Raw genomic sequence first — 16,307 nt, forward strand, 5'->3', positions numbered from 1 at the left:
GGGCGTATCAACATAAATTATTTAATAAAAAAGTTAGATTGGATATTACAATAGGATTAGTAATCTAATTCTAATACCCATCTTAATGTAACAATATATAGTTCAAGAAGTCTTTCGTGAGGAATTGGGAAATGTATAATAGCTTTATCTACATTATGCCAATCGGACATCTCGTAATTTAAGAGTAGATTTAGAGATTTTCTAATATAATTGTCACAGTTACCCATGAGTGCTTCTCTTATATCACCATTTAAGGGAAGTTCATCTAAAATACTTTCCATTTTACGATTTAACAAAACATCAATTGATGAAAACATCCCTACCATAAAAAAATCAAGAGACTTATTCTTTAAATCTATTTCATTTGCCAGTAGCTCTAAAAATTTACCTCTTAGTAAACAAGTTTTTATTAATTCTTCATTCTCAATAGTTTCTACTTCTCTAAGCATTAACAAGTAGATCAATTTTTTAATTTCATTAATACCTAATCTAACTATACCTTGTTCAACACTAGTTATTTTATTTCGTGATAGATAAAATTGGGTATTAGCTAATTTTAAAAGTTTATAAGATAGGCTTATATCTCTTTTAATAATTTCAGAAACATTTTTAAAAATAGGATCTTCTTTATTTAATTCTATTAGAATTTTAATGAGATTATTATTGAGTCCTCCTATTTTATTACCAACAATAATAACAGGTTTACAAAAAAAATATCCCTGAAAATAATCAAATCCCATATCTAAAGCCAAGTGGTATTCTTCTCTAGTTTCAATTTTTTCTGCTAGAAACTTCGTGTTATGCTTATACTGTTTTATTATTTGGCGCTGCTTTTTAAAGGAGATAGAAGTAAATTCAATTTTTACTATATCTGCAATTTCAATTAATGGTAGAAGTCTTTCATGAAATACGAAGTCATCAAGTGCTAATAAATACCCAAGTTGTTTTAGTTTCTTGCAGACTTCTATTATTCTTTCCGTAACTTTTACAGACTCTAAAATTTCTACAACAATGGACTCTTTTGGTAATAGAAGAGGTATTTCATTATATAGTGTGTCTTCTGTAAAATTAATAAATGCTCTTGTTCCACCAGTAAGTGTATTTAACTCCATAGATAAAAAAGAATTATTTATTAATTCAGCAGTTGACTGATCAGGATCATTTCCTTCATAAAAATTATTCAAACTCCTACGATAAAGTAATTCGTAACCAAAGATACTCAATTTACGATCGAAAATAGGTTGACGTGCTACATAAATCTCCATAATTTTCCCTCACTTTTGTCTGTTAAACAAATAAAAATATATTATAGTCAATTAGTTAAGTTGTAACAGGTTACTATATAAGATAAAAAAAGATGTACAGTTTAATTTCATTAAATATAAATCCTATAATTCTTATATTCTTTTTACTTATTAATCATTATACCAAAACGTATTATTAATTCAACACAATATGGAAAAAGTTTCTATTTTAAAGTTGGTTAAAGTAAACCATTATGAATAGAATATTAATTTATTTGCTATGTAGGGTATATTTATTTATAATGAAACTAAAGCATGTGTCTATAGATATTTAAGAATATCTTAAAAGATTGCAGTATTATCAGAATGAATAAAACCTTTGAAAAATAGGTCAAAAGGATATAAATATAACGGGAGTGATCATAATGAATAATAGGATTTTAAAAGATATAGAATTTATAGTTGAGATAGATAAAATGAAATCTATTTTAAGACAAACAAAAATTATTGGAGAAAATAGACGTGAAGATGATGCAGAACACTCTTGGCATATAGCTGTTATGGCTATGATTTTATGTGAATATGCAAATGATAAAATAGATATAGGTAAAGTAATAAAAATGGTGCTGATTCACGATTTAGTAGAAATATATGCAGGTGATACTTTTTGTTATGATAAAGAAGGTAACTTGGGTAAGAGAGACAGAGAGATAGCGGCTGCTGATAAGATATATGGAATGTTACAAGATGATAAGCGAAAGGAATTAAGAGCCTTATGGGATGAATTTGAAGAGATGAATACTCCAGAATCTTTGTTTGCAGCATCTATGGATCGATTACAGCCTATGTTAAATAATTACCATAGTGATGGTGGTACTTGGAAAAAGTATAAAGTAACGAGGTCACAGGTTTATAATAGAATTGCTCCAGTTAAAAAATCATCTGATCAAATATGGGATTACATTAAATTTATGATAGAAGACGCTTATGCAAAGGGACTTTTAGAAAAATAACTTATTATAAGTCAACTAAATATATTTATATTAAGTATAAAATACTGGATAATACAGGTTGAATAGCAACAAATTTGTTAGAGTGTTTTATTTCTGCTTTTGAAAAAACTAAGTAGAGGTATATGGAGGAATACAATGGAAAAAAGTTGCGTGTTATACGATAGAGTAAGTACAGGAATTAATGGTTTTGATAAGACTATAGATATGCTAAGGCTAGGTGACAATGTAGTATGGCAAGTGGATTCAGTTGATAACTATAGACACTTTGTTAATCATTATATTAAGCAAGCAAGACTGGATAAGAGAAAAATTGTATATATGCGCTTTGGCTGCCATATATCTTTGATTGATGATACATATGGAATAAGGGTATACGACTTAAATGCTGATGAAGGATTTGAATCATTTGGTACAAAGGTACACGATATTATTACAGAAGAAGGCTTAGAAACTTTTTATGTATTTGATTGTCTTAGTGAACTTTTGAGGTATTGGCATTCAGATCTTATGATTGGGAATTTTTTTAAAATTACATGCCCTTATCTTTATGAATTAAATACGGTAGCATATTTTGCAATTATGAGAAATACTCATACTTATTCAACTATTGCTAGAATACGTGAAACTACTCAAGTATTGCTGGATTTGTATCAAATTAAAAATGAGTATTATGTACATCCATTAAAAGTATGGGAAAGATATTCGCCAACTATGTTTATTCCACATAGATCTAAAAATGGAGAATTTAGTGCAGTTACTTCAAGTTCAGATTTAGCAGCTTTATTTGTGAATACTAGCATACAAGAAGAAAGAAAAGATTATTGGGATAGAATATTTGACGATGCAAGAGATACTTTATTTCTTTCTATAAAAGAGCAAGAGGAAGCAAAAAATCTACTAATAAGTTTATTAATTGGCAGAGGACGTCGTATTACAACTCTCTCAAACAAGTATTTTACTTTATCTGACTTGATCAATATACATGCGAGACAAATCGGTACAGGATTTATTGGAGGAAAGTCGGTAGGTATGTTATTAGCTAGAAAAGTTCTTGAAACAGATGGAGGAGATAGGTTTACCAAAATTCTTGAACAACACGATTCTTTTTATTTAGGATCTGATATATTTTATACTTATATAGTTCAAAATCGCTTATGGAAACTACGTACAAAACAAAAAAAAATGTCAGGTTATTTTAAATATGCAAGTGAAATGAGACAAAAAATCCTTAATGGTAAGTTTCCTGAAATTATTCGAGAAAAATTCCAACAGATGTTAGAGTACTTTGGACAGTCTCCTATAATTGTAAGATCTAGCTCGCTCCTAGAGGATAATTTTGGAAATGCATTTGCTGGAAAATATGAAAGTGTTTTTTGTGTAAATCAAGGAACTCCTCAACAAAGATATGAGGAATTTGCAAAGGCTGTAAGGATAGTTTATGCAAGTACATTGAGTGATGATGCTCTGGCATACCGTTTAAAGCGTGGTTTATTTGATCGTGATGAGCAAATGGCACTTCTCGTACAGCGAGTTTCTGGAGATTATCATGGTGACTATTTTTTCCCTCATATCGCAGGGGTAGGTAACTCTTCTAATATCTATGTGTGGGATAAAAGTATGGATGTAGAAGCAGGAATGTTAAGATTAGTTTTTGGCATGGGAACACGTGCAGTTGATAGAATAATGGGCGATTACCCAAGACTTGTATCTCTTGATAATCCAGAACAAACTCCTTTAGTTTATTATGATGATGAAGCAAAGTTTTCTCAAAGCAGGGTAGACGTATTATGTTTGAAAGATAATGTGCTAACAGATCGAGCACTAGAAGATATAATGGAATTAGATATTGGTACTAATAAAGAAATGTTTGTAAAGAAAGATTATAAAACTATAAAACGAATGAAAGAATTAGGTATTAAAAATAGAAATGCATATATACTTGGATTTAAAGAACTATTAAGTAATAGTGAATTTCCCTCAGATATGAAAGCAATGTTATCAGTACTTTCAGAGAAATACGATTATCCTGTTGATATTGAGTTTACAGCCAACTTTACACAAGATGGTGATTATAAAATTAACCTAGTTCAGTGCAGGCCATTGCAGACTAAAGGGCTTGGTAATGCTGTAGAAATGCCGGAATTATTAGATCCATCAGATTGTTTGTTTAATTTTACTGGTAATTTTATGGGAGGGAATGTTCGATTACCCATCGATTATGCAGTTATTGTCGATTCAAAATCCTATATAGAGTTACCACAATCAGAAAAATACACTGTCGCAAGACACATTGGCGCTATAAATTCAGCTTTAAAAGATTCACAAGTTATGTTAATAGGACCTGGAAGATGGGGAACTACAACTCCTTCACTTGGCGTACCTGTAAGTTTTGCTGAATTATGTAATATGTCTATTATTTGTGAGGTGGCATATAATCTCGGTGGTCTCATGCCTGAACTCTCATTTGGAAGTCACTTCTTTCAGGATTTAGTGGAATCGGATATCTTCTACGCTGCAATTTTTGATGGATATGAAAATGTTATTTATAATCCTGAGTATTTAACAAATACAGAAAATCATCTTGAACACATTATTAGTCCTAATGAATCTATTGACGGAGTTATTCATATCGCAAAGATAGATGGGTTAGAGATATACTCCGATATCGTTTCGCAAAGAGTAATATGCAAGTAGAAAATTTAAGATAAACATTTAACATGTATTGATTTATATTTTCGAATAGAGTGGCTAAATTATATGATAATAGTTACGTAACTGTAGAAGGTTGATGTCTTACCGTTGAAATCTTAACATACAAATGTTAATTTAAGTCTATTTAAACTACAATAAAAATCATTAGGATAATCTTATAGTCATGTAAAAAAGTTGCACTTTAGATTGAGTTGATACGATCTGAAGTGCAACTTTTTTAGAGAATTACTAATAATGTATAAGCAGTACTTGATAAATCTATATCAGAGTTATATAATTATAATATGGTTACATTATTAACATATATTAATAAAATCTTACTACGTTACTGGAGGTGTTTTGGTTTAATATTATTATCTTTCATTTGTACTTATCTTCAATGTAGAATATAGTATTTTAAAATGCTATGCTTTTCTACTAGTTCACATAAACTCTCTCATTTTTAATAGCACATAACTCTTAGGATAATACTCAAATAACATCTATTGACTTTTACAGTGGCTTAATCTATATCACGATAACTTTAATCATCCATGTAAACGTTTACTGAAGGTGTTTTTGGTGTTATAAATATATGCCTAAAAATGAATTAAAGTAGAAATTCAAGGGCTGGAAGGAGATTTAAAAATGAATAGTACTAAAACAAAAAGCTTTGAAGTATTGACAAAAGATTTGGCTTGCAAAATTGATACAATTATTAATAATTTTGGAAGTAACTCGACTAGATTAGTCGGTATCCTACTAGATATTCAGGATATCATCCCCAAGCAGTATATCCCTCGAGAGGTGGCGACCTATGTAAGTGAAAAAATGAATATTCCACTTAGTAAGGTTTACGATGTTATCTCATTTTATGGTGCCCTATGTGACATACCGAGAGCAGACTACGTAATACAACTATGTGATAGTGTAGTCTGCAAAGTAACAGGTAATTCGTTTCTTCAGGACACTATAACTACATTATTAGGAATAAAAGAAAATGAATCTACATCTGATGGGAAGTATTGGATAGAAAGTACTCCCTGTTTTGGAGCATGTGACATTTCACCTGCTATGAGAATTAATGGTAAGGTATATGGTCACTTAACTACCTCGGAAAGTGTTAAGGCTGTCCTCGATAAGTATAATGAGGGGAGTGTGATGGTATGACAAAAACAGTTAGTTTTATTACTGAAAATTTTGATAAGTATGACCCGAATTCTATAGATTCTTATCTTAATATTAATGGTTTTACGGCTGTTAGAAAGGCAATAACGACTCTATCATCTGGAGAAATTATAAACATAGCAAAATCTGCCACTATTAAGGGAAGAGGTGGTGCAGCATATGATACAGGAAGAAAGTGGGGTCAAGCTGCAGCTGTACAAGGAGATAATAAGGTAGTAATTTGTAATGCTGATGAAGGCGAACCATGTACATTTAAGGATAGAAGTATACTGTCAAAAGATCCATTTCGTCTCATTGAAGGTATGATTATTGCAGGTTATACCGTTGGAGCTCAAAATGGCTACATCTATTTACGAGAAGAATACAGACATCTTAAGTCATTAATTAAAAATGCTATTAAAGAAACTATGGAAAAAGGGTTTCTCGGTAAAAATATACTCGGAACAAATTTTAGTTTTCATATTCACCTTCATTCTGGTGCTGGTGCTTATGTGTGTGGAGAAGGATCAACTCTTATTGAATCTATTGAAGGTAAAAGTGGTAGACCTAGAATTAAACCTCCCTATATTAAAGAATGTGGACTTTTTCAACTTCCTACACTTGTAAACAATGTAGAAACTTTAGCTGCTGTTACGGCTTTTATTCAAAATGGAACAGATGATTATATAAAGTATGGTACTAAGTTGTCACCAGGTACAAAAATCATTAGCCTTGCTGGTAATGTAAATAAACCAGGTACTTATGAAATACCTTTTGGTATTACTTTAAGAGAGATAATTTATGATATTGGTGGAGGCGTTGTTGATAACAATAAGTTAAAGCTATGTCAACTTGGCGGTGCTTCTGGCACAATTGGTTCTGATTCTATTCTAGATACACCTTATACATATGAAGATTTGGAAAAAGTAGGTCTTATAGTAGGATCTGGTGGAATACTAGTAGTTGACGATAGAACTAGAGTTATTGACTTTGTAAAATCCATCCAAGATTTTTTTATACATGAAAGCTGTGGAAAATGTACTCCTTGTCGTGAAGGAAACAGGCAAATAGCTAAAATTATAGATAGATTTGTCCAAGGAACTTCAGGTGTGAACGATCTTGATACAGCTGAACGTTTTGCTAACATTATGAAGAACTGTTCTTTCTGTGGTCTAGGTGAAACGGCACAAAATGTTTTGTTATCCGCTATTAAGATTTTTCCTGATGAATTTAAAAGATTGGAGGCGGTTGGCAAATGAAAAATATTAAGATAAAGGTAGATAATATAAATTTGATTGTTCCAGAAGGTACTACTATATTAGAGGCAGCTAGAAAAGCAAATATTAGTATACCACATCTTTGTTACCATCCAGATCAAGCTATCAAAGCAAATTGCAGACTGTGCGTTGTTGAAGTTGCTGGAAGCAGAAAGCTTACCCCTGCATGTTCTTCTTATGTATTTGAAGGAATGGAAGTAGAGACAAATACAAAAAAAGTTAGAGATATGCAAAAAGGTGTTCTGGAGCTCATACTCGCTAATCATGATCAAGACTGTCTAAAATGTCTTAGGAATGGTAATTGTGAATTACAAGCATTATGCCAAAGATTTAATATATCGAAGACAAACTTAGAAGATTCTGTTGACGCATTACCAATGGATAATACTAATCCTAGTTTAGTTAGAGATTCAGCTAAATGTATTAAATGCAATAGATGTGTGGATGCATGTCAAAAGGGACAGGAAGTTCACGTGCTTACACATTCTCATAGATCGATACATTATAATATAACACCTGCATATGAAATGCCTTTAGAACAGACATTTTGCGTATTTTGTGGTCAATGTGCTGCTGTTTGCCCTGTAGGTGCTATTGTAGAAAAAGACGATACATCTAAAGTGTGGGATGCAATATACGACAAAAATAAGCATGTCATCGTTCAAGTTGCTCCTGCTGTTAGAGTCGCTTTAGGTGATGCTTTTAATCTAGAAAAAGGTTCTATTATTACTGGTAAAATGGTAGCAGCATTAAGAAGATTAGGCTTTAGTAAAATTTTTGATACTAACTTTACAGCAGATTTAACGATTATGGAAGAAGGAAGTGAGCTGATAGATAGGATTACTAATGATGGAGTACTGCCAATGATCACTTCTTGTTCACCTGGATGGATTAACTTTATTGAAGGGAGATATGACCATTTACTAGATAATCTTTCATCATGCAAATCGCCACAACAGATGTTTGGAGCTCTTTCTAAATCGTATTATGCGGAAATAAATGATATTAAGCCAAAGGATGTTTTTACAGTATCTATTATGCCTTGCACAGCAAAAAAATATGAGGCACAAAGGCCAGAAATGGTTACTAATGGCGTGAAAGAAGTAGATGTAGTACTTACAACTAGAGAGCTTGCACGAATGATACAATCTGCAGGCATTGAATTTGACGGTTTAGAAGAGGATCAGTTTGACAATCCATTTGGTATTGGAACAGGAGCAGGTGCGATATTTGGAGCTACAGGAGGTGTTATGGAAGCAGCATTGAGAACTGTTTATGAAGTTCTTACAGGAAAAGGACTTCCAACACTAAAATTCAGTGATGTACGAGGGTTAGATGGTTTTAAAGAGTCTTCTATAGACATTAACGGACTTGAGGTTAAGGTCGCTGTTGTTCACGGTCTTGGAAATGCAAAATTATTATTAAAGCAAATTGAAAGAGGTGAGTCTCCCTATGCCTTTATAGAGGTAATGGCATGTCCAGGAGGATGCATAGGTGGTGGAGGTCAGCCAATCCAGTCAACAATGGATGTAAAAGCTAAGCGTATAGAGTCTATATATAAGATAGACGAGGATTTACCACTTAGAAAATCTCATAAAAATCCAAGTATTACTGAGTTATACGAAAGATATTTAGGAGAACCATTAGGTGAGAAATCCCACGAACTTTTGCACACTCATTACCACTCAAGAGATATGAAATATAATTTTGAAGAATTGTTAAAGTAATTTAGATATAAAAAATACAAAACTCTTATTTCTAATAATTAATTACAAATAAGAGTTTTGAGTTTATATTCTTCAACTATTATGTAATTAGTACAGATACTCCAAGTAAAATAATTATACTTGCGGAGATAAATTCAGACCCTGTGGAAAATTTAGTTGAGAGAAGCTTTTGACCCATATAACAACCAATATGTAAAAACCCAATGCTAAATAAAAATGAAAAAAATGAAGTAATATAAATATTCAAACCAGCTATACTTGCGCCTATTCCCATTCCTAGATTGTTTAAACACAATAATCCACCTAATACAAAAGCTTCTTTGAATTCAATAATATCTGAATTGTTTGTATCTATAATTTCAGGATGATTTAACACTTTATTAAAATAGTTAGTTTCAGGCACGTCTGCTATTGTCGTGTTTGAATTTTCTGTTTTTTTCCTTATAGTATCTATGAGCATATAGATGCCGAATAAAATAAGTGACAAGCCTCCTATTAAGCTACCTAATTGTGGAGAAATATATGAATTGATAATTTGACCAAATAGCATAGAACAAAATGTACCACCTCCTGCTATGAGTGCGATTATAATATTACTTACAGTATTAAAGTGAATTTTTTTAGCCCCATAACTTATGCCTATGACAAGTGCATCACTATTTGAAGAAAGGGCAAAAAATAGGGGGGATATAATAAGCATTGTGTAACCTCCTCTTAACTAATATTATTTATTTATATAATTATGATTTGAGCGTTCATTAGGTTACAGTTATATTAGTATGTATATATTAAATAGTACTTAATTCTTGATATACTTGACTGCCTAAAACCTACTTAATGTGATAAAATAATAGTAATATATTTTATAAGGAGGCAAAAGTATGAAGGTAGTAGCTTTTAATGGAAGTCCTAAATCTGAAGGAAATACATATCATTCAGTTAAGATAATAAGTGATGAACTTGAAAGAGAAGGCATTCAAACTGAAATTATTCATATTGGCAGCAAAACTATAAGTGGTTGTATTGCATGTAATCAGTGTGGTAAAAATAAAGATGAAAAATGTGTATTACCTGGTGATGACGTAAATATATGGATTCAGAAGATGAAAGAAGCAGATGGAATTATACTAGGTTCACCTGTTCATTATTCATCTATAAGCGCTACTATGAAGTCGTTTTTAGATAGAGCTTTTTTTGTAGCTGGAGCCAATAAAAATTTATATAGGCATAAAGTAGGAACTGCATTTACTGCAGTGAGACGTTCTGGAGGGATCCCCGCACTTGATGATCTATATCATTACCTTACATTTTCCGAAATGCTTATTCCAAGTTCAAATTATTGGAATGTAATACATGGAGCTAGGCCTGGCGAGGTGCTTAGTGACGAAGAGGGCGTTCAAATCATGAGGATTCTGGGAAAAAATATGGCATGGCTTCTTAAACTAGTTGAAAATGGTAAGGGAATAGTAGTTGAGCCAGAAATGGAACAAAAATCATTTATGAATTTTATTAGGTGAGAATATGAAGCGGAAGCCAGTTAGACCTGACCTCCGCTTTTTAATTAAGATAAGGATAAATATTATATTTAATTAAATATAATGTGAATAATAATAAATATACACATTTGATAAATTATAATTTTTGATGATATACTAAAAATGTATCTTTAAAATATATAAATTGTATGATTGTTGGGAGATTAATATGAAAAAAGTTATAAATTACACAACAATGATTGTTATATTTACAATTCTATGGGTCATACTGAATGAGAGTGCCACACTATTTCAAATTCTGATTGGTATTATTGTTTCTATTATTGCCATATACTTTACAAATTCATATCTACTACTAGATGACTATATAGCATATTATTATGTAAAGACTTTTGTGTTAATAAAGTATTTAATCTATTTAATATTTCAGATTTATAAATCAGGAATATCCTCTATAGGCCAAATTATAAGAGGAGATAGCAAAGTCATAATAATTGAGTACGAATCGTGTCTAAATGATGAGTTGTCAATATGCCTTTTAGCAAATGCAATAACTTTAACTCCTGGTACTGTTACAATTGATAAAAAAGGAAATGCCCTCAAGATACTTTGTTTTGAAGGAAATAATGAGATTAAAGACGCATTTGATGTAGAAGTTTGTTCAAAATTTGAACAAATATTGAAAGGAAGGAAATAATGAGTTTTTATCAAATAGTTCTACTTGTTATCGCTTTTTTTACAGCGATGGTAATTATTAGGGTTATAATGGGACCTACAATTTGGGATCGTTTATTAGGGCTCAATATGGTTTCAGCTAAAATCATTATGTCTATTGTTATTTTAGCTATAATACAAGATAGTTCATTTTTACTTGACATAGCACTTGTTTACGCTTTTCTTGGTTTTGTGGGAACCGTTTTTATTGCAAGATTTATAGAAAGGAGAGGTAATCTGTGATTAGAGAAGCCCTAACGGTAATTTTAATATCCATAGGTTTAGTATTTATGTTATTCGGCGTTATAGGTATTTTTAGATTCAAAGATTTCTACTCCAGAATTCTAATTTCATCAAAGGTTGAGACAGTAGGGTTTATCACACTTATGGCGGGGGTAGTAATTAAGTATGGTTTCACGTATTTTAGTTTAAAGATTTTATTGATTTGTTTAGTGGTAGTTATTACCAATCCATTATCAACACATGCGATTGCAAGATCTGCATTGATTAGTGGTTTTAAGATAAAAGAGGAGAAATAGCGCTATGCTTGAAAAAGTATTTCTTATTTTAACAGTTGTATTAGCGATTATATCTATTAGCACTACTAAGCTAAGAAGAGCTGTCATATATTTAGGATTATTTTCATTAGTGATTTCATTTACATATTTATTATATAGTGCTCCTGATGTAGCCATAGCTGAAGCTATAATTGGAAGTGCCTTGTCTACCATTCTATATTTAGTTGCACTAAAAAAGTTTCAAGTATTTACTATATATTATACCAACTACGATTACAATGAAATTAACTATGATCATGTTACAGTAAGGCGGGGACAAATACTTAAAGATATAGAGAAATTTTATGTAGATAGAGAAATGGAGCCTCAAATTATCTATACTACAGAAAACTTCAAACATATACTTAAAACTAAAAATTATGATCTATTGATATATCAAAAACATAGTGATTTTTATATTTATGGTTTTGAAAAAGATTATCAGCTAGATGCAATAGAAGGATATTTTATGAATGAAGATCATGGAAATCTTGATATTAATATTATCAGATGTAAAGAAGGTGAATACAATGATGCGTAAAGTATGTGCAATGTTGTTTTCAATTTCTTTAGCTTTATTTGTAATATGGATATATCTAGATACACATACTCAATCTGGTGATTTTTTAACACAGTATTATATTAATAATTTTGTAGTAGATACCTGGGCAGGTAATGCAGTTGCATCTATTTATTTAAACTACAGGATTTTTGACAGCATATTTGAAACTTTAATGCTCCTCATAAGTGTTACAGCTGTTATCAATCTATCTTGGAGGAAAGATAATGAACAATAATTCAGAGATAATTGCAAGGATAACAGGTCTATTATATCCTTTTATAATAATATTTGGGGTTTATATTATTCTGAATGGACACATAACCCCTGGTGGAGGCTTTCAAGGAGGAGCTGTACTTGCATCAGTTTTTATTAGTAGATATTTAGTGTATCCTTTTGAAGACATAAAAATTAAATCCCTACAGCTCGCCGAAAAGTTATTATTTTTTTCTATTATAATGATTCCCATATTGTTTTTATTTACTGGATTTAATTACAGTGCTGGGCAAGCTAATAGTTACTATTTAATAGGTATGAATCTTCTTATTGGTTTTAAAGTTTGTTTTGGATTAACAATAATATTTTTTAGATTTGTATTTTATGAAGGTGAGAAATGATGGATTTTATTAATGGTGAAACTGTAAGTATACTATTGTTTTTTATAGGTATATACGGCTTAATTGCTAAAAGAAATATTATTAAATCAATAATTTCAATAGGCATTATGCAGGCGTCTATAATATTGTATTTTATTTCTGCAAATTACATAGCAGGAAGTATTCCACCCATGGGGGACTTGTCTTCTGGCCCAGTAGCTGATCCGCTTCCACAAGCGTTAATGATTACAGAAATTGTTATTGGGGTAGGCATTACTGCAGCGAGTTTAACCATGTTTATACATATCTTTCACAAATATGGTACTAGTAGCTGGTTGAAATTAAGAAGAAAAAGGTTAAAATAGATGATTGATTTATTATGGATTATTTTACTTCCTATTATCATAGCAGCTTTTTCTATGATACTACCTATAAAGTTATCAAAGTACATAATAGTCATTATGCAGATATGTTTGGTAATCATTGCATTTATCAATTTTGCTTATGTAAGAGTTAATGGAATAGTATTACAAAGTATAGGTGATTGGCCTAGTAATGTATCAATCACATTAAGAGCTGATTTACTTGCTACTGTAATGGTACTATTAACGGTGATTTTATTTTTAGCAATGGTCTTGTATAACACTAAACAAAAATACTTAAATAACTTATTCCTATTTTTGTTTAGCGTATTAGAAGGATTAATTATAGCATTATTCTTATCAAATGATTTATTTAATGTATTTGTATTGATTGAGGTTGCAACAGTTGTAATTAGCGTACTAATTATGTTTAAAAAAGATAGTCAGTCAATATATGATGGTATGCTATATCTACTTATAAATGTTGTTGCCATGTCTTTTTTCTTATTAGGAGTAGGTATGTTGTACAAGGCATTAGGTGTGATTGATCTATTCGGTATAGAGTCTGCTGTAAGCCGCTTAGATAGTGCTGATAGTATTATACTGCCTTATGCTTTTATAATAACAGCAGTGAGTCTTAAAGCTGCATTAATGCCTTTATTTAGTTGGTTACCTAGAGCACACGGAACACCTAGTGCTCCATCGGTAATATCAGCAGTACTTTCTGGACTGTATGTAAAAAGTGGCATCTATTTATTTATAAGAATTCAAGACGCATTTGCTTCTCAGATCGACACATCTGAGTATTTTTTGATAATGGGTTTTATAACTGCGGTAGTAGGATTTATCCTTGCAACTGCTCAGAAGGATATAAAACTAATTTTAGCTTATGGTACAGTATCTCAGATTGGGCTTATTATGATGGGCCTCAACATGAACCATATTGAGACAACGTGGGGAGCAATTTATCATATTGTGAATCATGCTTTTTTTAAGTCTGCGCTTTTCCTCACAGCAGGAATGATTATAGATGAATATAAAACTAGAGATGTTTATAAAATAAGAGGCGTTTTTAAGAGAATGCCTATTGTATCGATTGCTTCTATATTTGCTATTTTGGGAGTTACAGGGGCGCCTCTCTTTAACGGCAGCATATCAAAATATTTAATAGCATATGGCACTAGTGGAAGTTGGGCTGAGTATGGTTTATTGTTTATAAATTTAGGTACTATTATATATATTGTTAAGTACTCACAAATGTTTTTCGGATTAGATACAGGTATAAGATGTAGAAGTGATTTTTATAGAAATACAGTAGTTTTCGTATTAGGAATTATATGTTTCATAGGTGGAATATTTGGCGAAAAATCCATAGAATTTCTTTTTGATGTAAAAATGCCTGTAGACCCTCTTCTATATGGTACAAAAGCTATTATCTTTATTATAACTTTATTTATTGGTATTTTGATATATCATGGTTTCCTAATAAATAGTAAGTTTTTGAGTAAATTAAATAAGTTTGAATTAAGTTTTAATGAAGTTTGCCTAACTTTGACTTTATTTTTTTCATTCACTCTTGTATATTTAAAAATAACTCAATAAGTTATATTAATATCATAATCTATATCTAAAAACAAATTGGTATATATAGTATCTGAGTTATCAAAAGCAAACTCGTGAAAGGCGCTTTTTTAGGGTTATTTAACAATAATATCTATAGTATAAACTGATCAATTAAAGTGAATTCTATAGTGTATAGTAAATAATAACGATATTAATGTAAAAGGAAAGGTGAAGCTGTGAGAAAAAAGATTTGTATAATTCATACGGGTGGAACAATTGGAATGACAATGTCAGAAAATGGTTATACGCCCCAAAAGGGATTTATGGAAACAGCTCTTTCAAAAATTCACGATTTAAATTCTAAAGAAATGCCAGAATATGATTTAATTGAGTACGATCCTTTACTAGACTCTACTAATATTACCGTAAAAGTATGGATGAAAATAGCTCGTGATATTGAAGAAAGATACGATATGTACCATGGTTTTGTTATTTTACACGGAACTGATACTATGGCATATACAGCATCTGCTCTTTCATTTATGTTAGATGGGTTGTCTAAACCAATTATTTTTACTGGAGCGCAGATACCTTTATCTGAGATAAGAAATGATGGAAGAGATAATCTTATAACTGCATTAATTTTAGCGGCAAATTACGATATTCCTGAAGTATGCATATTTTTTGAAAACAAGTTATTTAGAGGAAATCGTACTACTAAAGTAAGCGCGGATGAATTATTTGCTTTCGACTCGCCTAATTATTCTCCTCTTGCAGAAGTTGGAGTGAATATAAACTTAAATGAAAAACTTATCCGAAAACCTGGTAATAGCTTAAAAGTATGCACATTTGAGAAACATCAAATTGCAGTATTAAAAATATTCCCTGGTATTGAATTAGAAGTATTTAATAACATTATGACGCCAAATCTTAAGGGTATTGTTATTGAAACTTTTGGTGCAGGAAATATACCTAAGATTGGTGGCGTTCTAGATGGTATATTAAAAAAGGCAATGGAAAACAAAACAGTAATTGTCGTTTGTACAGAATGTTTAAGAGGTTCAGCTACAATGGGTCAATATGAATCAAGCAATGGATTATCAAAAGCAGGAACTGTTAGTGGATATGATATGACTATAGAGGCAGCTGTGACAAAACTTGACTATTTACTGAGCTTGAATTGTGATTTAAATACTGTTAAGGAACTCATGGGCAAAAATTTAAGAGGTGAATTAGAAAATTAATCTATTAGTACTTTCACTAATTAATAGTCATAGTCTTGCCTTAAGTTAATTGTTAATAGATATTACTCCGATTTTGAGAGGATTGATTACAAGCTTT

The 16,307-nt window shown here is 30.9% G+C and carries 17 protein-coding genes; 15 read left to right on the forward strand and 2 right to left on the reverse strand.

The features are described from left to right. Positions 1 to 56 precede the first annotated feature (56 nt). Complete coding sequence (locus GC105_RS08040; protein WP_152803495.1) at positions 57 to 1,265, reverse strand: EAL and HDOD domain-containing protein; 1,209 nt, start codon at positions 1,263 to 1,265, stop codon at positions 57 to 59. A gap of 404 nt (positions 1,266 to 1,669) precedes the next feature. Between GC105_RS08040 and GC105_RS08045 the strand changes: the two genes are divergently transcribed. From GC105_RS08045 to GC105_RS08065, 5 genes are all read left to right on the forward strand, one after another. After that, positions 1,670 to 2,257, forward strand: coding sequence for an HD domain-containing protein (locus GC105_RS08045; protein ID WP_152803497.1), 588 nt, complete (start codon positions 1,670 to 1,672; stop codon positions 2,255 to 2,257). Positions 2,258 to 2,392: 135 nt separating this feature from the next. After that, positions 2,393 to 4,951 (forward strand): PEP/pyruvate-binding domain-containing protein, encoded by a 2,559-nt coding sequence (locus GC105_RS08050; RefSeq protein WP_152803499.1) that lies wholly within the window; start codon positions 2,393 to 2,395, stop codon positions 4,949 to 4,951. A 645-nt stretch (positions 4,952 to 5,596) separates the two neighbouring features. Next, positions 5,597 to 6,118 carry an NADH-quinone oxidoreductase subunit NuoE family protein gene (locus GC105_RS08055; protein ID WP_152803501.1) on the forward strand — a complete coding sequence of 174 codons (522 nt, stop codon included), beginning with the start codon at positions 5,597 to 5,599 and terminating at the stop codon, positions 6,116 to 6,118. Then, positions 6,115 to 7,374, forward strand: coding sequence for a complex I 51 kDa subunit family protein (locus GC105_RS08060; RefSeq protein ID WP_152803503.1), 1,260 nt, complete (start codon positions 6,115 to 6,117; stop codon positions 7,372 to 7,374). The genes GC105_RS08055 and GC105_RS08060 overlap by 4 nt, the downstream gene beginning before the upstream one ends. After that, complete coding sequence (locus tag GC105_RS08065; RefSeq protein ID WP_152803505.1) at positions 7,371 to 9,119, forward strand: NADH-dependent [FeFe] hydrogenase, group A6; 1,749 nt, start codon at positions 7,371 to 7,373, stop codon at positions 9,117 to 9,119. Before GC105_RS08060 ends, GC105_RS08065 begins: the two co-directional genes overlap by 4 nt. Before the next feature lie 79 nt (positions 9,120 to 9,198). Here GC105_RS08065 and ytaF read toward each other — a convergent pair whose 3' ends face one another. After that, positions 9,199 to 9,819 carry a sporulation membrane protein YtaF gene (gene ytaF, locus GC105_RS08070; protein ID WP_152803507.1) on the reverse strand — a complete coding sequence of 207 codons (621 nt, stop codon included), beginning with the start codon at positions 9,817 to 9,819 and terminating at the stop codon, positions 9,199 to 9,201. 181 nt (positions 9,820 to 10,000) lie between these two features. On the opposite strand from ytaF, the gene GC105_RS08075 reads away from it, so the two are divergent. The 10 genes from GC105_RS08075 (at position 10,001) to ansA (ending at position 16,210) form a co-directional block, all read left to right on the forward strand. Continuing rightward, on the forward strand, positions 10,001 to 10,636 hold the full coding sequence (locus tag GC105_RS08075) for a flavodoxin family protein (protein ID WP_152803509.1): 636 nt from the start codon (positions 10,001 to 10,003) through the stop codon (positions 10,634 to 10,636). 187 nt (positions 10,637 to 10,823) lie between these two features. Then, complete coding sequence (locus GC105_RS08080) at positions 10,824 to 11,312, forward strand: Na+/H+ antiporter subunit E (protein ID WP_152803511.1); 489 nt, start codon at positions 10,824 to 10,826, stop codon at positions 11,310 to 11,312. Further along, positions 11,312 to 11,572: an MrpF/PhaF family protein gene (locus GC105_RS08085; RefSeq protein ID WP_152803513.1), complete on the forward strand. Its 261-nt coding sequence runs from the start codon at positions 11,312 to 11,314 to the stop codon at positions 11,570 to 11,572. Before GC105_RS08080 ends, GC105_RS08085 begins: the two co-directional genes overlap by 1 nt. Beyond that, complete coding sequence (gene mnhG / locus GC105_RS08090) at positions 11,569 to 11,868, forward strand: monovalent cation/H(+) antiporter subunit G (RefSeq protein WP_343029988.1); 300 nt, start codon at positions 11,569 to 11,571, stop codon at positions 11,866 to 11,868. The genes GC105_RS08085 and mnhG overlap by 4 nt, the downstream gene beginning before the upstream one ends. A 4-nt stretch (positions 11,869 to 11,872) precedes the next feature. Further along, positions 11,873 to 12,427 (forward strand): Na(+)/H(+) antiporter subunit B, encoded by a 555-nt coding sequence (locus tag GC105_RS08095; RefSeq protein WP_152803515.1) that lies wholly within the window; start codon positions 11,873 to 11,875, stop codon positions 12,425 to 12,427. Then, positions 12,417 to 12,683 (forward strand): Na(+)/H(+) antiporter subunit B, encoded by a 267-nt coding sequence (locus tag GC105_RS08100; RefSeq protein WP_152803517.1) that lies wholly within the window; start codon positions 12,417 to 12,419, stop codon positions 12,681 to 12,683. Before GC105_RS08095 ends, GC105_RS08100 begins: the two co-directional genes overlap by 11 nt. Further along, complete coding sequence (locus tag GC105_RS08105; protein ID WP_152803520.1) at positions 12,673 to 13,062, forward strand: MnhB domain-containing protein; 390 nt, start codon at positions 12,673 to 12,675, stop codon at positions 13,060 to 13,062. The genes GC105_RS08100 and GC105_RS08105 overlap by 11 nt, the downstream gene beginning before the upstream one ends. Next, positions 13,059 to 13,406 (forward strand): sodium:proton antiporter, encoded by a 348-nt coding sequence (locus GC105_RS08110; protein WP_246169781.1) that lies wholly within the window; start codon positions 13,059 to 13,061, stop codon positions 13,404 to 13,406. Before GC105_RS08105 ends, GC105_RS08110 begins: the two co-directional genes overlap by 4 nt. Continuing rightward, complete coding sequence (locus tag GC105_RS08115; protein ID WP_152803524.1) at positions 13,407 to 15,005, forward strand: complex I subunit 5 family protein; 1,599 nt, start codon at positions 13,407 to 13,409, stop codon at positions 15,003 to 15,005. A 197-nt stretch (positions 15,006 to 15,202) separates the two neighbouring features. Next, positions 15,203 to 16,210, forward strand: coding sequence for an asparaginase (gene ansA / locus GC105_RS08120; protein WP_343029989.1), 1,008 nt, complete (start codon positions 15,203 to 15,205; stop codon positions 16,208 to 16,210). Positions 16,211 to 16,307 lie beyond the last annotated feature (97 nt).

Source organism: Alkalibaculum sporogenes (assembly GCF_009362815.1).
Classification (GTDB): domain Bacteria; phylum Bacillota; class Clostridia; order Eubacteriales; family Alkalibacteraceae; genus Alkalibaculum_A; species Alkalibaculum_A sporogenes.